Here is a 23,061-nt window from a genome sequence, read left to right on the forward strand (position 1 = left end):
AGGGGAGTCCTTACCGACTTTAGCTAAAAGTCTGTTTTAACAATCGCTTGAGGGCACTTGGTTTTACAGGTTTTGGTAAATAGGCAAGGTTCATCTCTGCGGCTAAATCCCTTATCTCAGGGCTGCGGTTCGCAGTGATTAATATACGAAGCGCTGGGTTGTTAGGCTTGAGCGACTTTGATAATTCAGATAATGCTATTGATTGAAACGACGCTATTGATTGAAGCGACGCTATAGAATCAGATGGCAAGGAGTCCATTGACTGCAAAATGTCTGTGCCTGTTTCACCGAAGTTTAGATGATAGTCGGCTATAATAACGTCAGGTTTGTGTTTGAAAGCAGCAAGGGCGTCTTTCTTTCCTGTTGCGGTAATAACCTCAGCTCCCCAATCACTGAGAAGCGCCTGCATGGCTACCGTTACTTGCTCGTCGTTTTCAATAAGTAGAATTTGTTTGTTTGTTAAAAACAGCGAGTGTGAGTTCTCTTCTGCTTCTCCTAAAGCGCTTCCTCTAGCAATACCTTTTGTAGCGTCGAGCGGCAGAGGGTTGGGTTCGGCCTCCATTCCTTTTCTCTGTATTGCGCTTGCAGGGTACTTAGGCACAGTAATGGCAAAGCAACTGCCTTTATGCAAAGCAGATTTCAGTGATACAGAGTGCCCGAGCAACTTGCATACCCCATCAACAATGGTTAATCCTAAGCCAATGCCCTGTGAACTATTGGGGTTTTCTAGCTGGTGGAATTCGCCAAAAATAGCTTCTTGTTGATGCAGTGGAATACCCGGACCTGTATCGTAAACGCATACATTCAATGCTTTTTCACCATTGGCGCTACATTGTCTTACCCCAATTAAAACACTGCCTTTTTGGGTATACCGTATCGCGTTAGACAGTAAGTTTTGTATCACTCTTCTGAAAAGGTGCTTATCGGTGTGTGTGTGACAGTGTGTTTTTACGTATTTTAATGAAATATCTCGCTGAGACGCGATAAGACTAAACTCCGTCACTAATGATGAAAGCACGTCGTCTACGGCGAAGGTGATCTTATTGGGTTTGAGTACGCCAGAGTCTAACTTTGTCATATCTAGCAGCATAGAAAGTAGCGTTTGTGCGTTATTAAGTGAATTCACTACGCCCTCAGACAAGCCCGATAATTCACTATTTTTCGTTTTCTTCTCTAGCATAGAAGCAAAGAGGGTTGCGGCGTTAAACGGCTGCATCAAATCGTGTCCTGCAGCGGCTAAAAATTTAGTTTTACTCTCGTTTGCTGCATCAGCCTGTTGCTTGGCAAGCTGAAGCTCTTTCGTGCGTCGCATTACCCTCTGCTCAAGTTCCGATTTTGACTCTTTTAATTCATCTTGAATGGCGATGTATTCGGTAATATCGCTATAGGTAGTTACATAGCCGCCTCCGGGAAGGGGGGCGCCGTTAAGTTCTATAACCCTGCCATCATGTTGTTTTCGTATATATTTGTGGCGACTCCCTTCCAGCATAAACTGAACGCGCTTTTCTATTTCTTGATTAATGCGGCCCTTTATCTCATCTACATCGGTAATGTCAGTATCTATGGTTGCTGAATCTAGAAGCATTGAATCTACAGGCGTTGAATCTACAGCAGTCGAATCTGCTGCTCCCGACGCTGTTGTCGCTGAGTCTGCTGTCGCTGAAATGCTAGTATCGGTTTCATTCCTATTGCGCTCTTGCTTCCCAAAAAGCCCTCGTTTGGCATTAAAGCTCAGTATTTCATGAATTGACATGCCGACTTTTAAAAAGCCTCTAGGGTAGCTGAACAATTCAACGTAGCGTTCATTCCAAGCAAGTAAGTGCAGCTTTTCGTCAAGCACACTGATCCCTTGCTCTATGTTTTGCACAGACGACTGCAGCACCTCGTGATTGAATTGAAACGACTGAGAGGCTTCTTCCACCCAGTCTACAAGCTCGGGAAGTGAATCTGTGTTTTTATCGGCAATAGCGCCTAATAGTATACGAGCGCTTGGTCCGCCAACTTGCGCTGCAAGAAGTTGCTCTACTCGTTGCAATAAGGTGTGATTGGCAAGCCCGTTAGCGCGAGCGTCAGAGACGTCGATGGAAAGTTGATTGATTAACGTGTCGTGACTCTTTTTATCTAACACTCTTTGAGTTAAAGAGACGATGTCACCCACGCGAATTTTTAAGTAGGGTGTGGATAAGGCCAAATTCTCACTGTCGTCAATATTGCCAACTAGGTTATGAGTTTGAGAGCCATTGGTACCTCGATGACCCACTAAGCCCCTTCTACTTATTAATCGTCGTTTATTGATTAAACTTATCAGGGAAACCACCACATATACGGCGGCGTTGGTAATAAGTGAAACAATAAAGCCGATACCTAGCTGAGCATCTGTGGGCGGTGCATTAAAATAGTAACTAGACATAACGCTGGGGTAGAGCAGTAGTGCGCACCAACAAAGAAAGCCTGCACATAACCCGGCCAAAGCAGCAGCCTTAGTACTTTTTTTCCAATAAAGGCCAAACATCAGTACGGGAAAGCACTGCCCCAACAAGGCAATGGCGATCACGCCACTTTTTACCAGTGGTGCAGCTTGGCTGACATTGAGGTGATACCAAAGGGCCACCGACAGCACTACCAACACGGTTAAGCGACGAATAACGAGTACTTTATTTGTCTCAAGCGTATGGTTTGGCTCGGTTCTTAACCTCGCTTTTATCCAAAGCGGCGTAACTAAGTTGTTGGCAATCATTATGCCTAGGGCAAGCGTGGCCACAATTACCATGCTGGTGGTTGCAGACAATCCTCCTAAAAACGCAATGATTGAGAGCAGCGTGTTTTCGGCAAAAAGAGGAAGCGCCAATACATAGGTATCTGAGCTTACGCTTTCAGGCAGCAGCATTTTGCCAGCCAGGGCCAAAGGAATGAGAAAAATGGTCATGCCCAATAAATACACGGGGAAAAACCAGCGAGCGGTTCGCAGTTCCCCTTCGCCGTTTATCTCGACAAAATTCATATGAAATTGACGCGGCAGTACAAACATGGAGCAAACCCCAAGCATTACATGAGTAACATAAACAAGGGGAGCGCTGTCGGCATAGATAACCTCTCGCGCTTGTTCATTTACAGACGCTTTTGAAATAAGGTCGAGCACACCGTCGAACATAAAATAGCAAACGAAAATACCAATACACCACAGCGCCACAAGCTTAAACACCGACTCAAATGCAATAGTCATTAAAAGCCCAGGGTGCTTGTCGGTTAAGTTCAGGGTTCGCGTCCCAAAAATGATGGCAAAAATAGCCATCAACAAAGCCACATACATGCTAACGCTTTGGCTGGTTTCCGCGGTATTGGGTGTGATCAGAGTAATACTTTTGGTAATGGCGTCGAGCTGCAAAGCGATGTACGGAATAACCCCCACAAAACACAGCACGCTCACAAAAGCCGCGACAAGGTGAGAGTGCTGGTATCTCATACCAATCAGATCAGCGAGAGAAGTGATATTGTGTTGCTGGCATAACCGACTGATGTGCAGTACCACAGGAAATGCAAAAACCATGGTTAATATAATGCCCATGTAAGTAGGCACTATAGCCCAACCATATTCTGCGGCTTGTGATGTGGTACCAAAAAACGCCCACGACGTGCAGTGAACGCCTAAGCCTAAGCTATATAAGATAGGGTGCTGCCGATTGTCTTTGAGGTACCTTTCGCCCCAGAAGCCAATAGCAAACAAAATAAAAAGATAAACGGCAACAATACTGCCTACCGACCAAATGCTGAGCATTCACCCACCTCATAAAAATCACTGATTTACGTTAACACGATTTTCACAATAGTGAGCAGTATTGACGCTGATAATTATTTTTTGAAAAAAAATTAAATTCAAACCACAAAAATTGTGTGGTTACCCTTGATCGCTTACAAACCAGCCCCATAAATAAGCGCAACAGAGATATTCCTTTTGTTTAGTAATACTAGCAAATGGGTGTTGCCCAATTTATACAATGTTTGGAGGTAGGCATGAGCGACAGTCGCGACGTGCACGCAGATAAAGAAAACGCAGTTGATGAAACTGTGCAGGCTGCTGAAGAAGTAGAAGTTGAAGGCCAGGTAGTAGAAGGTACTGACGCTCCTCAAGATGAAGCTACACAGCGCATTTATGAGCTAGAGACTGCTTTATCTGAAGCTCAAGCAACGATTAAAGAGCAACAAGACGGCGTACTTCGCGCTCGCGCTGATGCCGACAACGCTCGTCGTCGCGCTGAAGGTGAAGTTGAGAAAGCACGCAAGTTCGCACTAGAGCGTTTTGCTGGTGAGCTTCTGCCTGTTGTTGACAACCTAGAGCGTGCTATCGAACTTTCGGATAGCGACAATGAAGCGGTGAAGCCGCTGCTCGAAGGTGTGGAGATGACCCACAAAAGTTTTATGAGCACTATTGAGAAATTTGGATTAAGCCTTATTGATCCGCAGGGCGAAACCTTTAACCCTGATTTGCATCAGGCAATGTCGATGCAAGAAAGTGCAGACCACGCGCCGAACACAGTAATGGCAGTGATGCAGAAAGGTTATCAAATTAACGGCCGTTTGCTCCGCCCTGCCATGGTAATGGTATCGCGCGCGCCAAGCGGTGGTGTTGATACGCAAGCGTAAGTTGAACAAACAACGCACAGCGAAATAAGACACAAAAAGTCAGTTTTTTTACTGACAACTATTGAAAATAGCGGGAATAACCCCACTAATTTTACAGAATTAAGAAACTTTTCGGAGACACGAAAATGGGTAGAATCATAGGTATCGATTTAGGTACAACAAATTCATGTGTCGCAGTTCTAGACGGCGACAAACCACGCGTACTTGAAAACGCGGAAGGCGATCGTACAACGCCATCAATCATTGCATACACAAATGACGGCGAAACGCTTGTTGGTCAATCAGCGAAGCGTCAGGCAGTAACTAACCCTGAAAATACCGTATTCGCTATCAAGCGTTTGATTGGTCGTCGCTTTAAAGATAAAGAAGTACAGCGCGACATCGACATCATGCCTTACAAAATTGTAGAGGCTGATAACGGTGACGCATGGGTAGAAGCGAAAGGCGAGAAAATGGCGCCTCCTCAGATTTCTGCTGAAGTACTTAAGAAAATGAAAAAGACCGCTGAAGACTATCTTGGCGAAGAAGTGACAGGCGCAGTTATCACTGTACCTGCATACTTTAACGATTCTCAGCGTCAAGCAACGAAAGATGCGGGTCGTATTGCTGGTCTTGAAGTTAAGCGTATTATCAACGAGCCAACTGCTGCTGCTCTTGCCTACGGCATGGACAAAAAGCAAGGCGATAACATCGTTGCAGTATACGACTTAGGTGGTGGTACGTTCGATATCTCTATCATCGAAATTGATGAAGTAGACGGCGAGCACACATTTGAAGTACTCGCTACAAACGGTGACACCCACCTTGGTGGTGAAGATTTCGATAACCGTGTTATCAACTATCTTGTTGACGAGTTTAAGAAAGATCAAGGCATCGACCTTCGTAAAGATCCGCTTGCTATGCAGCGTCTTAAAGAAGCCGGTGAGAAAGCGAAAATTGAACTTTCATCTTCACAACAAACAGAGGTTAACCTGCCTTACATCACTGCTGATGGTTCAGGTCCTAAGCATTTAGCGATTAAACTAACTCGCTCTAAGCTAGAATCTCTTGTTGAAGAGTTAGTTAAAAATTCGCTTGGTCCACTTAAGCAGGCTATCGAAGATTCTGGTCTATCAGTAGGCGAGATTAACGATATCATCTTAGTTGGTGGTCAAACTCGTATGCCTTTGGTTCAAAAGTATGTAACTGAATTCTTCGGCAAAGAGCCACGCAAAGACGTTAACCCTGATGAAGCTGTTGCAGTAGGCGCGGCAATTCAAGGCGGTGTTCTTTCTGGTGATGTTAAAGACGTATTGCTTCTAGACGTTACTCCACTGTCTCTTGGTATTGAAACCATGGGCGGCGTAATGACGGCGCTTATTGAGAAGAACACGACTATTCCAACGAAGAAGTCGCAAACGTTCTCTACAGCAGAAGACAATCAGTCTGCGGTAACAGTACACGTACTACAGGGTGAACGTAAGCAATCAAGCGGCAACAAGTCTCTTGGTCAGTTCAACCTTGAAGGTATTCGTCCAGCGTCACGCGGTGTACCGCAAATCGAAGTAACCTTCGATCTCGATGCCGACGGTATCCTACACGTGTCAGCGAAAGACAAAGATACGGGTAAAGAGCAGAAGATCACTATCAAAGCTTCTTCAGGTCTAAGTGACGATGAAGTAGAAAAAATGGTAGCAGACGCTGAAGCGAACAAAGAAGCTGATAAGAAGTTCGAAGAACTTATTCAGGCTCGCAACCAAGCTGACGGCATGATCCACGCGACTCGTAAGCAAATGGAAGAAGTTGGCGATGCATTAAGTGCAGAAGACAAAGCGCCAATTGAAGAAGCATTAAGCGCGCTAGAAACAGCGAGCAAAGGCGAAGACAAAGCTGAAATCGAAGCGAAAACGCAGGAACTTATCCAAGCGTCTAGCAAGTTGATGGAAGCAGCGCAAGCGCAGCAAGGTGCATCAGCCGGCGCACAAGAAGGCGCTGAGCAAGAAGCTTCTGCAAAAGGCGATGACGATGTTGTTGACGCCGAATTTGAAGAAGTCAAAGACGAAGATAAAAAGTAAGCTGTAATGATTAGCCCGGTGCGCCGGGCTGTTTAGCAGTTCAGGCGCATCAGGATTTTCTTGCTGCGCCTTTGTTGTGTAAATGACTTGTCGTTAGCGTATGAGCAGCGCAGGTGATTTTCACAACAGTCAGATGTAGATTTGACAGGCGATTTACATGGCTTGTCGACAATAAGTAGGGTAAGTAAACGATATGTCGAAACGTGACTACTACGAAGTGCTTGGAGTAGATAAAAGTGCTGGCGAACGCGAAATTAAAAAAGCGTATAAAAAGCTAGCGATGAAATATCACCCAGACCGTACTGAGGGTGACAAAGCACTTGAAGTAAAGTTTAAGGAAATTCAAGAAGCTTACGAGATTCTGTCAGATTCACAGAAACGTGCTGCTTACGATCAGTATGGTCACGCAGGCGTTGATCCTAACCGCGGTGGTGGTGGCTACGGCGGCGGTGCAGATTTCGGCGACATCTTTGGTGATGTGTTCGGCGATATCTTTGGTGGCGGCGGTCGAGGCGGTCGTCAATCTCGCGCTCGTCAAGGTTCAGACCTTCGATACAACCTTGAACTTTCGCTAGAAGAAGCGGTTCGCGGTAAGAGCGTTGATATTCGGGTACCTGCTTTGGCAGAATGTGAAGTGTGTGATGGCTCTGGGGCTAAAAACGGTTCCTCGCCAAAAACATGCCCAACGTGTCACGGCAACGGCCAAGTGCAAATGCGTCAAGGGTTTTTCGCGGTTCAACAAACCTGTCCTACCTGTTCGGGTAAAGGCAAAATTATTGAAGATCCATGTAACAGCTGTCACGGGCATGGTCGCAAAGAAAAAACGAAAACCCTTAATGTTAAGATTCCAGCAGGCGTGGATACGGGTGACCGAATTCGCTTGTCAGGTGAAGGTGAAGCCGGTGAAAACGGCGCGCCAGCAGGCGATTTGTACGTTCAAGTACATATTCGCGACCACGAAATTTTCGAGCGTGATGGCAACAACTTGTACTGCGAAGTACCGTTAAGCTTTACCACCGCAGCCCTTGGTGGTGAGTTAGAAGTTCCTACACTCGATGGGAAAGTGAAGCTGAAAATAAGCCCTGAAACTCAGACTGGTCGTATGTTCCGCCTACGCAGCAAAGGCGTTAAGTCGGTGCGTACCGGCGCGCTTGGCGACTTAATGTGTAAGGTTGTGGTAGAGACACCAGTGAACCTTTCATCTAAGCAGAAAGAGCTATTGCGCGAGCTTGAAGAGTCGATGGGTAAAGCTTCAAGTAAGCATAGTCCGAAGGCACAAGGCTTCTTTGATGGCGTTAAAAAGTTCTTTGACGATCTAACTAATTAAGTTAGTCAGCTTTTTAGGTGTTAAGTTTCTGTCGTAATGCTGGTGAGGTCACACACCTCATCATGTTTAAAGGCTTAATAAAATAGCCAAAAACACAGCTCGGAAAGATAGCTCGGAAAGATAGCACGGAAAGATAGCTCAAAAAGACAACTTAAAAAGATAATTAAAAAATGCCAGTTAGCCATGCTAACTGGCATTTTTTTATCTGTAGCCACTGTCTATCTAGGTCAATTTGACCTAATTATTTCCTCAATTCATACCTTTTGTCCTTACTTTCCTATATTCAATAATTCTGATTTGTTTGCTTTGATTATTGTTAAGTTTTTGAAATTAAATGATAACTTTTATATTTAACACTGGGTGGTAATTTTTGGCTTCAACTAAAGTATAGGTTTGAATACTTATATATTGTTCAGCATGTTTTTGTTCTACCAATAATGGCGTTTAATACATCACATGCAGTCACGCAGCACTTGCAAAGACGCACCAACTTAAACCCTTTATTAATTAAATCAGGAACTTTAACCATGTTGAAAATAGTTAAAACCTCTATCGTTATCGCAGCTTCTACTCTTGCTTTCTCTAACGCAGCACAAGCAGACGGCATCAATGATGCACTAGCTAATATCTGTACCATCGTACAGGCTGATGACAAAGGTGAGCTTCGTAAGAAAATGCGTAGCGTACAGTCAGATTACCGTTTGAAACTTCGCGATTATTACGCAGGTGTTTCATGTGACGGACAAAGCCTTATCCGTACAGCAGTAACCAGCAATGCGGTTGAAGTAGGTACGTTACTTGTTAAGAAAATGCCAAGTAAAGACCTTCAAGCGCCAGAAGCAGACGGCAAAACACTTCAAGCGTGGATTGCTGAGCAAGGTTTACAAGACTCACCCATTTCTGCTGAGCTTAACGGAAGAATTTAATCTTCAACCATACTGAATTTATCACACCACGCTTTCAAGCGGTGTGATTACCATTTCAACATGGTAGCGGCATTGCGCCGCACTAGAGGCCCCTTTAATGGGGCCTTGCCTTTTTTTTACTTGCCATCATTTTTCTAACTCTTCACTGCTGTAATTTCTTGTGTTTCCTAACTCTCAATTTTGCGGGTGTACTTTTTGTGCCCCTAACATGCGCTTGGCATGTTCCTAGATTGTTTCGCCTGATTTTTATCAATTATCACTTGCGCTTTGAACGGCTCTTCGTCACGATGAAAAGCGCGCTCGAAACAGCGGGGCAACAGGCCTTATAAAAATCACCACTGATACCGCAGTGTATAGAAAGCAAATCTCATAGTGTTAAAAAAAGGGAACAGGCATGAAACATATAAATAAAGTAGTAATCGCAGCCACAGCTTGCATGGCATTTTCAAGTGTTGCGTTTTCTAGTAACGCATTAGCCGCAGAAGTAAAGCCTGCAATGTCGGCAAAGCATGCAAAAGCGGCAACACAATATCGCCAGTCAATTTTTCAACTAGTGAAAAGCAATATGGGACCACTAGGTGGCATGGCAAAAGGCGCATTACCGTTTGATGAGTCTGTAATGCAAACTAACGCTGTGCGATTAGAGCAACTTGCTACCATGATGGGCGACTACTTGTCGGTAGATACTCGAGAATACAACGTAGACACTGGCGCAAAAGATGCTATTTGGGAAAATTTCTCAGATGTTGAAACAAAAATTGCTGCGCTTAACACTGCCGCTCAGGGCTTACAAACTGCCGTTAAAGCTGGCGATAAGAGTGCTTACCGAGATGCCATTGGGAAAATTGGTGCAAGCTGTAAGTCATGTCACGATGACTACAAAAAAGACTAAGCTATTTTTATCAAAAGCGAACTCGTTTTTTTGAAAAGCTGGTAGCGGTGCTGCCGGCTTTTTTTTGACTATTAAACAAAAGCTTAACTTATGTAAGCCTGAAGTCTTATAAGCATTCACGACTATACTGAAGTAGTGTAACAATGAACTCTACAACGGATTTGGTTATGAACTACAAAGAAGAATATACAGCCTCAACAACCTCTCCTGAACGCTTTTGGTTAGAAAAAGCTCGCGACATAGAATGGTTTAAAGCGCCTGAAACAGCACTATCTGGCTCAGCAAACGGTTATCAAACGTGGTTCAAAGGCGGGCAGCTCAATACCAGTTATCTTGCGCTTGATCACCATGTCAATGCGGGGAGGGGAGACAAAGCCGCCCTTATCTACGACTCTCCGGTTACCAATACCACGCGAACCTATAGCTACAGTGAATTGCTACAGGAAGTGGCTACCTTTGCCGGCGCGCTTCAAGACCTTGGGGTCTCTAAGGGAGAGCGAGTAATAATTTATATGCCCATGATCCCACAAGCCACTATCGCCATGCTTGCCTGTGCTCGCTTAGGTGCTATTCATTCTGTGGTCTTCGGTGGATTTGCAGCAAATGAATTAGCGGTACGCATAGATGACGCTACTCCTTCGTTTATTGTTACTGCGTCTTGCGGCATTGAGGGAGCAAAGCTGCTCCCTTATAAACCGTTGGTAGACAGTGCCATTGAGCTTGCCTCGCACAAGCCTAATGGATGCGTGGTTTTTCAACGGCCACAGCTGCACGCCGAACTCGATTCTACCTTCGATTATGATTGGCATTCTTTAATGGAAACGTGTTCGCCCGTCCCTGCCGTTAAGGTAGACGCAACAGATCCTCTCTACATTCTTTATACGTCTGGCACGACCGGCAAACCCAAAGGTGTAGTACGAGACAATGGTGGTCACGCCGTAGCCCTTTATTATTCTATGGGAGCACTTTACGGTATTGATGAAAACGATGTGTTTTGGGCGGCTTCCGATGTAGGCTGGGTAGTTGGGCATTCTTATATCGTTTATGGACCACTGATAAAAGGTGCTACCTCGGTAATGTATGAGGGTAAACCTGTAGGCACGCCCGATGCAGGGGCATTTTGGAGTATGGTAGAGCGGCATAAAATCAATATTTTATTTGGCGCACCTACTGCTTTTAGAGCTATTCGAAAAGAAGATCCAGAAGGCGAGTTTATCAAGCAGTATGACCTTTCCAGTCTGCGAACGATATTTATGGCCGGAGAGCGTTTAGACCCTCCTACGTATTATTGGACGCTAGAGAAAACCAATAAGCCGGTAGTGGATCATTGGTGGCAAACTGAAACGGGATGGCCCATTTGCTCAAACCCAATGGGAATAGAACCAATGCAGACTAAGCCTGGTTCCTCAAGTGTGCCCACTCCAGGCTTCAACGTAAAAGTACTCAATGGTATTGATAGTGAATCGGCACCCGGACAAAAAGGCTCTATTGCCATTCAACTGCCGCTGCCTCCAGGGTGTTTGTCTACGATTTGGCAAGACCACTCTCGGTTAGTGAATGGTTATCTAAGAGAGTTTGAGGGCTACTACAGCACGGGTGACAACGGCTATATCGATGAAGACGGTTACGTGTTTATCATGGGGCGCACCGACGATGTTATCAATGTAGCAGGCCATAGGCTTTCTACAGGAGAAATGGAAGAAGTGCTTGCTGCACACCCTGCAGTAGCTGAATGCAGCGTTATCGGGGTCAACGACGCACTAAAAGGTCAACTCCCTGTAGGTTTAGTTTTGTTAAAAGACGGCGTTGATATTAATGAGGCAGACTTAGAAAAAGAACTGGTTGCTTCGGTAAGGAGCAGCATTGGTCCCGTTGCCTGTTTTAAACGCGCCATTGTTGTTAAGCGTCTGCCGAAAACTAGGTCAGGTAAAATTCTGCGCAAATTATTGCGACAAATAGCTGCTGACGAACCCGTGTCAGTTCCCTCAACTATAGACGATCCGAGCAGCGTTGCTGAAATTGCCACGTTAATGCGCGATAAAGGGCTTGTAGAAGCAGCCGAGGTATAGGTAGTTACTTTGTATTCAAACCTAACGCTAGCGCCTCTTCTAGAGAGCGCCGCTAGCGTATCTTTTAAAAGCGCCGCTAGCCTATCCATTTTCATCCGGATGCTAGCGCTCTTGTTGAACTACACGCTTAAGTAATAATTACGGGCTAGCACTAAAAATATGCTAGTAATAATACTGGGCGGCAGGGGCTGAAGGTGGTAAAACTTCAACCACAACATACACACACGCAGCAGCGACAAGGGCAATAATAATGGCCTTGCCTAACTGAGAGTGTGTTATGCCCTGAGCTTCGCCGTAGTATTGCGCTTCGTCTTCAGGCAGAGGCTTTTTACCGCTTATCATTGGCGGCACAAGCTTTTGTCTTTTATAGAAACCGTAAAATACACTAGCGCCAATGTGCAGCACAATTACATACACCAGTGTATCGAATGATAGATGGTGCAGTGTATTCATGATTGATAAGACATCGTCTTTCGCCATGCTTCGCAAAGGTCCATCCAGAAAGATATCGTCAGTCATAAACAGTCCTGAAACGGCTTGCACTAGCACAAGTGCTATCATAACCACCACAAACCAGCCGCCTAGTGGATTGTGTCCAACGGATGGCAAGCTGTCTCTATCAAAGAGAGTCTTTACGTACGCAAACACAGCCCCAGGGCCTTTTACGAATTGACTAAATTTGGCGTACCTTGGGCCAAACATACCCCAAAGTAGCCTGAATATAATCAGCCCCAACGTAAAATAACCAATATAGAAATGCCACTGCAGGGCATCGTCAAGTAACTCAGCGGTCACGTATTGAGCCAAAATACTCAGCATCAATAGCCAGTGAAACAGTCGAGTGGGCAAATCCCAGATAAGCCTTTTTTTCATAAGAGGTGTTCTTTTATGTTTGAGTAGATAAGAGGGCGTTTTTCTTTATCGTATCGACTCTGCACTCAAAATTCGAGTTCGAACTGATAAAAATAACACTGTGGGCGAAGGTGATAAAAATTATGACCTGTTATGTAGCCTTCTATGTCGCCCTCTATGTAAGTTCATGTGATCTTCTATATATACTGTAAATGATGATATCACCTCAATTAATCTAACAATCGCATTGCATTAGTGAATGCATTTGGCAGAATGTGAACAAGTTTAGAATTATTTAAAAGATTAAACATGAAAGTAGGACTATTTGGCGCGAATGGGCGCATGGGTAGGGTGTTAATTGAAGCCCTCGACCTAAGTGAAAATGCAGACCTAAGTGTCGCTACAGTGAGAGATGACTCACCTTGGGTGGGTATGAATGTAGGCGAGTTGGCAGGCATTGGTAAAAAGTCGGTAGATTGTTCAGGATTTTCATCGTTATCAGAAGAAGATGCCGATGTCATGATCGACTTTACATTGCCATCTATCATCGAGACCAATTTAAATTGGTGCGTTGAGAACAATACGCCAGTAGTGATTGGTACTACAGGGCTTAACAAAGCGCAGTTGGCAGCGCTAGACGAAGCAGCAAAGCATATCCCTATCGTATTTGCTGCTAATTACAGTGTTGGCGTAAATTTAATGCTGTCGCTAGTAAAGCAAGCGGCTAGCGTGTTAGGTGAAACGGCAGACATTGAAATAACGGAAGCCCACCATAGATTTAAACAAGACGCGCCATCAGGCACAGCTATGGCGATTGGTGAGGCCATTGCAGAGGAACTTGGAAGAGACTTAAGTACCTGCGCAGTTTATGGACGTGAGGGCAAAGAGCCTGAAAGAGACCAAGGCACCATCGGTTTTGCTACGGTCAGAGCCGGTGATATTGTAGGTGAGCACACTGCGCTTTTCGCTGATATTGGCGAGCGTTTAGAAATTACGCATAAAGCATCGAGTCGACTTACGTTTGCTAAAGGTGCTGTTCATGCTGCAAAGTGGTTGTGCGGTCAAAAACCTGGACTATACTCCATGACTGATGTTTTAAATTTAAAGCTTTAATTTGAAGCTTTCAATAGCTATGGAGCTGTTGCTTATCTTCTGCCTACGATAAAAAAGCAATATAACGAGTACCGCGCTAATTCAGTTTGGGCTTGAACGCGGACTACTTGAACAGCGACGGCTAGGGCATGAGTTGAGCGTTGAATGAGCGGTGCGAGCGTTATTTAAACACTAAGCCGTACTTTCAGTGGTTCTGCGCAAAAAAACGATGTTAAGGGCTATTTTAATAAATTATTACAAATAAATTAGACATTTTCGGTGAGTAATGTATACTCGCCGGAATTTGCCAGAATTTCGAATTCTTAGCGAGTAAATCGGCTGTAGAGCACGTATTTATTAGCTGCAAAGATCGTGAAACGGGATGTATTGTTTTCATTACCTTCCGTTTTTTGTGGGGTTTGTGCAAAAAACTGCACAAACACATAGTTATCCTTAATCTGGAGGTTGACTTGGCTCATTCTGCCCTTTTGGTGTTAGAGGACGGTTCTGTTTTTAAAGGTACTGCTATTGGTGCCGCTGGCTGTTCCGTTGGGGAAGTTGTTTTCAACACTTCCATGACAGGCTATCAAGAAATTCTTACCGACCCATCTTACGCTGAACAAATCATTACCCTTACCTATCCACACATTGGTAACACCGGCACTAATTCTGAAGACGTTGAAGCAGATAAAATCTGGTCAAAAGGTCTTATTATTCGCGACTTGCCGCTCGTTGCCAGTAACTATCGTCAACAACAAACTCTATCTGAATACCTCAAAGCGAAAGGCATTGTTGGTATAGCAGATATTGATACCCGTCGTTTAACTCGAATTCTTCGAGATAAAGGCGCGCAAAATGGTTGTATCATTTGTACTGATGAATTAGACGAGTCTAGTGCGTTAGAGCAAGCCAAAGCATTCCCGGGTCTTAAAGGCATGGATTTGGCAAAGGTAGTGAGTATTACCGAACCGAAAACATGGACAGAAGGAAGCTGGGAGCTTGGTAAAGGCTACGTAACACCAAGTGAAAGCAAATATCATGTGGTAGCGTACGACTACGGTGTTAAACACAACATCCTTCGTATGCTTGCTGACCGCGGTTGCAAAATCACTTTGGTACCGGCACAAACACCTGCTGACGACGTGCTTGCTATGAGTCCAGATGGGGTATTCCTATCAAACGGACCAGGCGATCCAGAGCCATGTGATTACGCTATTTCAGCAATCAAAACCATTGTTGAAACGGGTATTCCAGTGTTTGGCATTTGCTTAGGGCACCAGTTATTGGCGCTTGCCAGCGGCGCGACTACCGCCAAAATGAAATTTGGTCACCATGGTGCGAATCACCCGGTTAAAGATCTAAAGCGTAACGTGGTTATGATCACCAGCCAAAACCACGGTTTTGCTGTTGATGAATCTAGCTTGCCAGATAACCTAGAAATCACCCACGTTTCATTGTTCGATAAGTCGTTGCAGGGTATTCACCGCACCGACAAGCCAGCGTTTAGTTTTCAGGGTCACCCTGAAGCAAGCCCAGGCCCTCACGAAGCGGCGCCATTATTCGACCACTTCATTGAACTTATTGAACAACACAAGCAGTAGGAATTAGCCAACATGCCAAAACGTACCGACATAAAAAGTATTCTTATTATAGGTGCTGGCCCTATTGTTATCGGCCAGGCCTGTGAATTTGATTATTCAGGCGCTCAAGCGTGTAAAGCGCTGCGTGAAGAAGGTTACCGCGTCATTCTGGTTAACTCTAACCCAGCGACGATAATGACCGACCCCGAAATGGCAGATGCCACTTACATCGAGCCAATTCACTGGGAAGTAGTACGCAAAATAATTGAGAAAGAGCGTCCAGATGCCATCCTTCCTACTATGGGTGGGCAAACGGCACTTAACTGCGCACTCGAGTTAGACAAGCACGGTGTGCTTGAAGAGTTTGGTTGCGAGCTTATTGGTGCGACTGCTGATGCTATCGATAAAGCTGAAAACCGCGAGCGTTTCGACAAAGCAATGAAGAACATTGGGCTTGAATGTCCACGTGCTGAAATTGCTCACACCATGGATGAAGCCCATGACGTGCTTAGCCGCATTGGCTTCCCATGTATTATCCGTCCCTCGTTTACTATGGGCGGAACCGGTGGCGGTATCGCTTACAACATTGACGAATTCAACGAAATTTGTACCCGAGGCCTCGATCTTTCACCTACAAACGAACTGCTTATTGACGAGTCGTTGCTAGGGTGGAAAGAATACGAGATGGAGGTGGTTCGAGATAAAGCAGACAACTGCATTATTGTATGTACCATTGAAAATTTCGACCCCATGGGTGTTCACACTGGCGACTCGATTACTGTAGCGCCAGCACAAACTCTGACCGACAAAGAATTCCAAATTATGCGAAATGCTGCCATGGCGGTACTTCGTGAAATTGGTGTTGAGACCGGCGGTTCAAACGTTCAGTTTGGTGTTGACCCTGAAACAGGGCGCTTGGTTATCATCGAAATGAACCCTCGCGTATCCCGCTCTTCTGCGTTGGCGTCTAAAGCGACAGGTTTCCCTATTGCTAAAGTAGCTGCCAAGCTTGCGGTAGGTTATACCCTTGATGAGTTAGCGAATGACATCACTGGTGGTTTAACGCCGGCGTCTTTCGAACCGTCTATCGATTACGTTGTGACTAAAATTCCACGCTTTAACTTCGAAAAGTTCGCCGGTGCAAATGACCGTTTAACTACCCAGATGAAGTCTGTTGGTGAAGTCATGGCCATTGGACGTAACCAGCAAGAGTCATTGCAAAAAGCATTGCGTGGTTTAGAAGTGGGTGCTAACGGCCTGAACTCCATGGTGGATTTAGACGATTCTGAATCACGTAACAAAGTGATATACGAATTGCGTCAACCCGGTGCTGAGCGCATTTGGTACATTGGCGACGCGTTCCGCATGGGCATGAGCGTTGATGAAGTGTTCGATTTAACCAATATCGATCGTTGGTATTTGGTGCAGCTAGAAGACTTGATTAAACACGAAGCTCAGATTGCTGAACTTGGATTGCCTGGCATAGACACAGACCTTATGCGCACACTTAAGCGTAAAGGTTTCTCAGATTCTCGTCTTGCAGAACTTACCAAAGTAGCTGAAAGCGACGTGCGTGAAACACGCAGAGAGTTCGGTATTGCGCCGGTGTATAAGCGTGTTGATACCTGTGCTGCTGAATTTTCTACCAGCACTGCCTACATGTATTCAACCTATGATGAAGAGTGTGAAGCCAACCCAACAGACCGTGACAAAATTATGGTTATTGGCGGCGGACCGAACCGTATTGGTCAAGGTATTGAGTTTGATTACTGTTGTGTTCACGCGGCTTTATCGATGCGTGAAGATGGTTACGAAACCATTATGGTTAACTGTAACCCAGAAACGGTTTCTACCGATTATGACACTTCTGACCGCTTGTATTTCGAGCCTGTCACCCTTGAAGATGTGCTTGAAATTGTTGAAAAAGAGAAGCCAAAAGGCGTCATCGTTCAGTACGGTGGGCAAACGCCCCTTAAGCTTGCACGGGCCCTTGAAGCTGCGGGCGTACCAATTATGGGTACCTCACCTGATGCGATTGACCGCGCGGAAGACCGCGAGCGTTTCCAGCAGATGGTTAACAAGCTGAATCTTAAGCAGCCTGCTAACTCTACGGTTACCAATGTAGAACAAGCACTAGCGATGGCCGAAGAAATTGGCTTTCCGTTAGTCGTTAGACCGTCTTATGTTCTTGGTGGTCGTGCAATGGAAATTGTTTACGACATCAAAGATCTCAAGCGCTATCTAAATGAAGCGGTTAAAGTATCGAACGACGCCCCAGTATTGCTAGACCGATTCCTTGATGATGCCATTGAAGTAGATATCGATGCCATCTGCGACGGCAAAGAGGTTGTTATCGGCGGTATTATGGAGCATATCGAGCAGGCGGGTGTTCACTCTGGTGACTCTGCATGTTCATTGCCACCGCACTCACTGTCAGCACAAATTCAAGACACCATGCGTGAACAGGTTCGTGCAATGGCCCTTGAGCTTGGCGTAATCGGTTTAATGAATACCCAGTTTGCGATTAAAGACGGTGAAGTTTATCTTATCGAAGTTAACCCACGTGCTGCACGTACGGTTCCTTTTGTCTCTAAGGCAACCGGCGTTCAGTTAGCAAAAGTGGCAGCACGCGCCATGGCTGGCGTTAGCTTAGCTGAACAAGGTGTTACTAAAGAAATTATTCCACCGTTTTACTCTGTGAAAGAAGTGGTTCTGCCATTCGCGAAGTTCCAAGGTGTTGATCCACTGTTAGGCCCAGAAATGCGCTCTACGGGTGAGGTTATGGGTGTTGGCGATACGTTTGAAGAGGCGTATGCCAAAGCGAACTTAGGTGCTGGTGCGCCACTGCCGAAAAGCGGTAAGGCACTTATTTCTGTTCGTGACACTGACAAAGGCAAAATCATTGAGCTTGCAAGAGCCCTGGTTGACGCAGGATTTACTGTTGAAGCTACCCGCGGTACGGCGACAACGCTGTACGATGCAGGCATTATGAGTTCAGTAGTGAATAAGTTGTCTGAAGGTCGCCCTAACATTGTTGATGCGATTAAAAACGGTGAGTATGCCTATTTAATCAATACAACAGAAGGTCGTCAGGCAATCACAGATTCAGTGTACATTCGCCGTGAAGCGTTACTTAATAAGGTAACCTATACCACGACAATGAACGCTGCCTTTGCGACTATCAGAGCAAAATCTGCAGACGATAGAAACAAAGTAGCCTCTGTTCAAGAACTACACGCTCGAATCAATCACTAATGACATGAGCTAGGATACGAGGTATCCTAGCTTTATTACATTTGTGTGAATATATAAAAGTGCGCCCTTAGGGCGCATTTTTCAGTTTAAATATTACGTTAGTCGAGACTGTATTTATGAGTCAGTACCCAATGACCGCGCATGGCGCCCAAATGCTGCGCGATGAGCTAAACGAACTTAAAACCAAGACACGTCCTCGTATTATCGCGGACATCGCAGATGCGCGTGAACACGGCGATTTGAAAGAAAACGCTGAATATCATGCTGCTCGAGAGCAACAGAGTTTTTGCGAAGGGCGTATTCAAGACATTGAAGGTAAGCTGTCGAACGCGCAAATTATCGACGTTACTAAAATGGAAAATACGGGCAAAGTTATTTTTGGTACCACTGTAACTATCCTTAATGTAGACAGCGAAGAAGAAACGACATATCGCATTGTTGGCGACGATGAAGCTGATATCAAAAATAACCTTATCTCAGTAAATTCACCAATTGCTCGCGGGCTAATTGGTAAAGAGTTAGATGATACAGTAACCATTCAAACGCCTGCTGGCAGTGTTGAAGTTGAAATTATCGAAGTAGAATATATTTAGCGCCAGCTTAGCGTTGTCCATATAATACAAAATAATGTAAAACGCCGAGCTGAAGCTCGGCGTTTTTGTTTTTGCCAGTCACTTCTTATTCCATGCTTATGTAGGGAGCTTTATGAAAGATATAGAAACGCTAGACAGCAAAGTGGTATACCAGAACAAATGGCTCACATTAAGAGAAGATAAAATTCTACGCTCCAGTGGTAAAGAGGGCATTTACGGGGTGGTAGAAAAGCCTGACTTTGCGATTATTATTCCCATTGATAAGGGTGATGTTTACTTGGTGGAACAGTATCGATACTCCATTGGTAAAAGACAAATAGAATTTCCTCAAGGAGCATGGGAAGACAACCCCGATGCATCACCGCTTTCACTTGCTGCTGGCGAGTTAAAAGAAGAAACAGGCCTTAGAGCAGGCAAAATGGAATATGTCGGTTTTCAATACCTTGCCTATGGTTTCTGCAATCAAGGCTACCACATCTTTGTCGCCTCTGAGTTGAGTCAGGGAGAGCAAGAGCTCGACTGCGAGGAAGAAGATCTTAAGGTACTCAAAATGCCTGTTGAAGAGTTTAAAAACAAAATCATAGCGGGCGAAATTCAAGACGCCTCTAGCTGTAATGCATTCGGCTTGGCTACATTAAAAGGCTTTATTTAATACCATTTATGGGTATCAGGTCAGTGGGGAACACGCTTACGGGTTGTTTCTCGTAGGTACAGTATTCTCGTAGATACAGTAGTGAGGTAAAAAGTAAATAAAATCCTCCGGTTACTCTTGGTAACAAATTCAGTATTGCTTTTTATTAACTATTTTTAATAATATGGCTGAAAGCGAATTATTAAGCGAGTCAATCATGAACGGCGAAGGCATATTTACCATCACACAATGGAATGAAGAGGTAATAAAAGAGAAGTGCGAACAGGTGAAAACTGTGCACGCCAGCGTTGTTCAAGCCTACGAAGGTGATATGAAGGGAGAAGGTCACGTTGAGTTCATCATGAGCTACAAAAGTGGTATTAGTGCATGTTTTGTTGGCTTTGAAGAGTTTATCGGTGTGATTGACGGGCGACGAGGCACCGTTACGTTTAAACACGATGGTTCGTTTGAAGACGGCGTTGCGCGTAGTGCGTTCACCGTTGTAGCGGGGACTGCGACTGGAGAGCTTTCCGGCGTGAATCTTACTGGGCAGTTCACTTCCGCTGAGTCTGGTAAAGCGAACTATTCATTTACAGAGTGAAGCACTTACTGCCCTTACTGAGTAACGCATTTATTGATGAGACACTTCCTGAAAAGGGTCTTTCTTGAGCACTGCGTTTACCGTGCTACTCAAGGATAAATAAAGCCATAGCGCTTACATAATACATCTGCGTGAAAAACATCGCTTATGGCGCACAACTTCCTACGACCGGCAAACCCATACAGTCTGCGTAAGCGAAGCAGACTGCAACCTCAACCGTAGTCTCTCTATTTTTCTCTCTATTTTCTCTGCTTTTTTATTACGCATAAAAAAACGGCGCCCACACAGCGCCGTTTAAAACAGGGAAACACACAATATTTAAAGACTAGTTCTCTAAAAGATTCGAACCAATTTCAATCGTTCGTGGTTTCTTCGCATCAGGAATGACTCGCTCCATATCGATATGTAAAAGGCCATTTTCCATATCAGCAGCCAACACTTTTACATGGTCACCTAATTGGAATTTTCGTTCAAAGTTGCGTTCAGAAATACCTTTGTGAAGATACTTTCGCTCGCTGTTTTCATTACTGTCGGCTTTTTTGTTGCCGGTAATGGTGAGCGTGTTTTCCTCAACTTGAATAGACACATCGTCTTTACTAAAACCAGCGATGGCCATAGTAACGCGGTACTTGTCGTCGCTTAGCAACTCAATGTTGTAAGGCGGGTAAGTACTTTGCTTTTCAGAGCGCGCTGCGGCGTCTACAAGTGATGCAAGGTGGTCTGAACCAATGAATGAACGGTATAGTGGAGATAGATCGATATTACGCATAGTCATATCCTTAAAATAAAGCAATATGTTAAAAAATGATGCCCCGACATGCGGCGGCAGTATTGTCGACCTGACCTTTCAGCGCCGACATAACAGATATGGGATTAGCCAAATGCTTTTCAAGAAAAAAATAACATTTTTTCAAAAATATTTTTAGATTTTGAAAGTCTCATACTTTTCTCTGGCGGTTTTTAATTCAAGTGACTATATTCTGATTAAATAATTTTAATAAGTGTGCTTCCTATCAGCACCACTGTCCTTCGTGGCTCTGATGCTCTAAAAATTCTTTGAATGCAGTAAAGGTGATGCCATGAAGTTAACTCCTTATATTCAAAATGCTTTACTTGCAGCCAGTGTCTTCACTTTAGTTGGCTGTGGGGGCGATAGTGAAGAAGAACTGCCCATAGTAGAAAGTTCACTCTCTACGCAACTCATGACAACATTAGATGAGCAAGTAGATGGTGGTGCAGCAGGTCTTATATTGCCCCAGTCATCAGACTTCTCAAATATTCCTTCCGATCCGAACAATACTTTGACTCAAGAAAAAGTGCAGCTGGGAATGATGCTTTTTCATGAAACTGCAATTGCCACTGAGGGGGTGCACGGCGAACTGGCGAATACATGGTCATGTGCCAGCTGTCACCATGTAGGTGCTGGTTTTAAATCTGGAATTGTTCAGGGTATTGGAGAAGGCGGTCTTGGGTTTGGAATTGCGGGTGAAATGCGTGTATTGGCAGAGGGCTTTGACAAGTCAAGCGAAGACCCCAGTTTCATCCCCGACGTTCAACCGCTTGCGTCGCCGAGTATACTCAACACCGCTTTTCAAGAGGTGATGCTTTGGAATGGTCAGTTCGGTGACCAAGATGGTGGACTAGTTAACTCAGATTTGCCCGTTGATGTTTTGGCAACGGCAGGTACGCCTAAATCTGAAAATACGCGTGGCCTTGCCGGTTTAGAGATTCAAGCGATTGCGGGTACGAAAGTACATCGGTTAAATACGTTTGACAACTCTTTCGTTCAGCAAAATATAGAGTATCAACTTTTGTACGAGGCTGCATTCCCTGAAAACGGTGATGATATTCTCGAAAATATGGGGAAAGCAATTGCTGCATACGAGAGAACCGTACTAGCAAACCAAGCGCCTTTTCAGCGCTGGTTGCATGGGGACGACGCTGCGCTAACTGACCATGAGAAAAGAGGCGGTTTGCTATTTTTTGGTAAAGCCGGTTGTTCAAATTGTCACACCGGGCCCGCATTGAGTTCAAAAGTAGGCGCAATTAGTCAAGAAGTATTTATGGCAATCGGATTTGCTGATCTTGATACGTCAGACCCAAATATAACCGGAGCGGTAACAGAGAACGATGCAAAGGGAAGAGGGGGGTTTACTGGGCGCGCAGAAGATAATTATAAGTTCAAAGTACCGCAGCTTTATAATTTGAAAGATTCAAATGTATTCGGTCACGGAGGAAGTTTCACTAGCGTTAGACAGGTTGTATTGTACAAAAACGCCGGTGTCTCTCAAAAAAGGCTGGCGGATGACTTACTTGATGAGCGCTTTGTGCCATTGAACCTCAATGAAGACGAGATTGATGCTTTAGTCGCATTTTTGGAAGAAGGGCTCTATGACCCTAACCTTGAAAGATATACACCTGACGCCTTACCTTCCGGCTCTTGCTTTCCAGTTGCAGATGCTCAGTCAGTTGTCGATCTGAACTGCTAATTTTACAAGCGCAAAAGCACAAAAAAACGGCGCCTAGAGGCGCCGTTAAAAACAGGGAA

The 23,061-nt window shown here is 44.9% G+C and carries 16 protein-coding genes; 13 read left to right on the top strand and 3 right to left on the bottom strand.

What is annotated here, in order from left to right; genetic code table 11:
- Positions 1–19 precede the first annotated feature (19 nt).
- Positions 20–3,775, bottom strand: a complete 3,756-nt coding sequence (locus AC27HD_RS12050) for a hybrid sensor histidine kinase/response regulator (protein ID WP_487106124.1) — start codon at positions 3,773–3,775, stop codon at positions 20–22.
- A gap of 236 nt (positions 3,776–4,011) precedes the next feature.
- On the opposite strand from AC27HD_RS12050, the gene grpE reads away from it, so the two are divergent.
- The 6 genes from grpE (at position 4,012) to AC27HD_RS12080 (ending at position 11,909) form a co-directional block, all read left to right on the top strand.
- Positions 4,012–4,641, top strand: coding sequence for a nucleotide exchange factor GrpE (gene grpE, locus AC27HD_RS12055; RefSeq protein WP_487106126.1), 630 nt, complete (start codon positions 4,012–4,014; stop codon positions 4,639–4,641).
- Positions 4,642–4,766: 125 nt separating this feature from the next.
- The gene (dnaK, locus tag AC27HD_RS12060; protein WP_487106128.1) at positions 4,767–6,695 is read left to right on the top strand and encodes a molecular chaperone DnaK; all 1,929 of its coding nucleotides are present in this window, start codon (positions 4,767–4,769) and stop codon (positions 6,693–6,695) included.
- A gap of 193 nt (positions 6,696–6,888) precedes the next feature.
- Entirely contained in the window at positions 6,889–8,022 is a 1,134-nt protein-coding gene (gene dnaJ, locus AC27HD_RS12065) for a molecular chaperone DnaJ (RefSeq protein ID WP_032097007.1), read from the top strand.
- A 527-nt stretch (positions 8,023–8,549) separates the two neighbouring features.
- Positions 8,550–8,948 (top strand): DUF3718 domain-containing protein, encoded by a 399-nt coding sequence (locus AC27HD_RS12070; protein WP_032097008.1) that lies wholly within the window; start codon positions 8,550–8,552, stop codon positions 8,946–8,948.
- Positions 8,949–9,342: 394 nt separating this feature from the next.
- A complete protein-coding gene (locus AC27HD_RS12075; RefSeq protein ID WP_487106130.1) occupies positions 9,343–9,840 on the top strand; it encodes a c-type cytochrome in 498 nt (165 codons plus the stop codon).
- Between the two features lie 167 nt (positions 9,841–10,007).
- The gene (locus AC27HD_RS12080) at positions 10,008–11,909 is read left to right on the top strand and encodes a propionyl-CoA synthetase (RefSeq protein WP_487106377.1); all 1,902 of its coding nucleotides are present in this window, start codon (positions 10,008–10,010) and stop codon (positions 11,907–11,909) included.
- A 162-nt stretch (positions 11,910–12,071) separates the two neighbouring features.
- Here AC27HD_RS12080 and AC27HD_RS12085 read toward each other — a convergent pair whose 3' ends face one another.
- Positions 12,072–12,782: a cytochrome b/b6 domain-containing protein gene (locus tag AC27HD_RS12085; RefSeq protein ID WP_487106132.1), complete on the bottom strand. Its 711-nt coding sequence runs from the start codon at positions 12,780–12,782 to the stop codon at positions 12,072–12,074.
- 288 nt (positions 12,783–13,070) lie between these two features.
- Between AC27HD_RS12085 and dapB the strand changes: the two genes are divergently transcribed.
- The 6 genes from dapB to AC27HD_RS12115 all read left to right on the top strand — a co-directional run bounded on the left by dapB (position 13,071) and on the right by AC27HD_RS12115 (position 20,513).
- Positions 13,071–13,874 carry a 4-hydroxy-tetrahydrodipicolinate reductase gene (gene dapB / locus AC27HD_RS12090; protein WP_487106134.1) on the top strand — a complete coding sequence of 268 codons (804 nt, stop codon included), beginning with the start codon at positions 13,071–13,073 and terminating at the stop codon, positions 13,872–13,874.
- Between the two features lie 449 nt (positions 13,875–14,323).
- Positions 14,324–15,454, top strand: coding sequence for a glutamine-hydrolyzing carbamoyl-phosphate synthase small subunit (gene carA, locus AC27HD_RS12095; protein WP_349377326.1), 1,131 nt, complete (start codon positions 14,324–14,326; stop codon positions 15,452–15,454).
- 12 nt (positions 15,455–15,466) lie between these two features.
- Positions 15,467–18,688 carry a carbamoyl-phosphate synthase large subunit gene (gene carB / locus AC27HD_RS12100; protein ID WP_032097014.1) on the top strand — a complete coding sequence of 1,074 codons (3,222 nt, stop codon included), beginning with the start codon at positions 15,467–15,469 and terminating at the stop codon, positions 18,686–18,688.
- A 116-nt stretch (positions 18,689–18,804) separates the two neighbouring features.
- Positions 18,805–19,281: a transcription elongation factor GreA gene (gene greA / locus AC27HD_RS12105; protein ID WP_032097015.1), complete on the top strand. Its 477-nt coding sequence runs from the start codon at positions 18,805–18,807 to the stop codon at positions 19,279–19,281.
- 112 nt (positions 19,282–19,393) lie between these two features.
- A complete protein-coding gene (locus tag AC27HD_RS12110; RefSeq protein ID WP_487106137.1) occupies positions 19,394–19,933 on the top strand; it encodes an NUDIX domain-containing protein in 540 nt (179 codons plus the stop codon).
- Between the two features lie 163 nt (positions 19,934–20,096).
- The gene (locus AC27HD_RS12115) at positions 20,097–20,513 is read left to right on the top strand and encodes a DUF3224 domain-containing protein (protein WP_487106139.1); all 417 of its coding nucleotides are present in this window, start codon (positions 20,097–20,099) and stop codon (positions 20,511–20,513) included.
- A gap of 325 nt (positions 20,514–20,838) precedes the next feature.
- On the opposite strand, the gene AC27HD_RS12120 is transcribed toward AC27HD_RS12115, so the two are convergent.
- Positions 20,839–21,282, bottom strand: a complete 444-nt coding sequence (locus AC27HD_RS12120; RefSeq protein ID WP_487106141.1) for an Hsp20 family protein — start codon at positions 21,280–21,282, stop codon at positions 20,839–20,841.
- Between the two features lie 310 nt (positions 21,283–21,592).
- On the opposite strand from AC27HD_RS12120, the gene AC27HD_RS12125 reads away from it, so the two are divergent.
- Entirely contained in the window at positions 21,593–23,002 is a 1,410-nt protein-coding gene (locus tag AC27HD_RS12125) for a cytochrome-c peroxidase (RefSeq protein WP_487106143.1), read from the top strand.
- The last annotated feature ends 59 nt before the right edge of the window (positions 23,003–23,061 follow it).

The sequence above is a fragment of the Alteromonas sp. 4NS20-0143 genome (assembly GCF_057542855.1).

Bases quoted from the DNA above. Each gene is read 5' to 3' on its own strand.
- AC27HD_RS12050 (WP_487106124.1), bottom strand. From the start codon at position 3,775: ATGCTCAGCATTTGGTCGGTAGGCAGTATTGTTGCCGTTTATCTTTTT.
- grpE (WP_487106126.1), top strand. From the start codon at position 4,012: ATGAGCGACAGTCGCGACGTGCACGCAGATAAAGAAAACGCAGTTGAT.
- dnaK (WP_487106128.1), top strand. From the start codon at position 4,767: ATGGGTAGAATCATAGGTATCGATTTAGGTACAACAAATTCATGTGTC.
- dnaJ (WP_032097007.1), top strand. From the start codon at position 6,889: ATGTCGAAACGTGACTACTACGAAGTGCTTGGAGTAGATAAAAGTGCT.
- AC27HD_RS12070 (WP_032097008.1), top strand. From the start codon at position 8,550: ATGTTGAAAATAGTTAAAACCTCTATCGTTATCGCAGCTTCTACTCTT.
- AC27HD_RS12075 (WP_487106130.1), top strand. From the start codon at position 9,343: ATGAAACATATAAATAAAGTAGTAATCGCAGCCACAGCTTGCATGGCA.
- AC27HD_RS12080 (WP_487106377.1), top strand. From the start codon at position 10,008: ATGAACTACAAAGAAGAATATACAGCCTCAACAACCTCTCCTGAACGC.
- AC27HD_RS12085 (WP_487106132.1), bottom strand. From the start codon at position 12,782: ATGAAAAAAAGGCTTATCTGGGATTTGCCCACTCGACTGTTTCACTGG.
- dapB (WP_487106134.1), top strand. From the start codon at position 13,071: ATGAAAGTAGGACTATTTGGCGCGAATGGGCGCATGGGTAGGGTGTTA.
- carB (WP_032097014.1), top strand. From the start codon at position 15,467: ATGCCAAAACGTACCGACATAAAAAGTATTCTTATTATAGGTGCTGGC.
- greA (WP_032097015.1), top strand. From the start codon at position 18,805: ATGAGTCAGTACCCAATGACCGCGCATGGCGCCCAAATGCTGCGCGAT.
- AC27HD_RS12110 (WP_487106137.1), top strand. From the start codon at position 19,394: ATGAAAGATATAGAAACGCTAGACAGCAAAGTGGTATACCAGAACAAA.
- AC27HD_RS12115 (WP_487106139.1), top strand. From the start codon at position 20,097: ATGGCTGAAAGCGAATTATTAAGCGAGTCAATCATGAACGGCGAAGGC.
- AC27HD_RS12120 (WP_487106141.1), bottom strand. From the start codon at position 21,282: ATGCGTAATATCGATCTATCTCCACTATACCGTTCATTCATTGGTTCA.
- AC27HD_RS12125 (WP_487106143.1), top strand. From the start codon at position 21,593: ATGAAGTTAACTCCTTATATTCAAAATGCTTTACTTGCAGCCAGTGTC.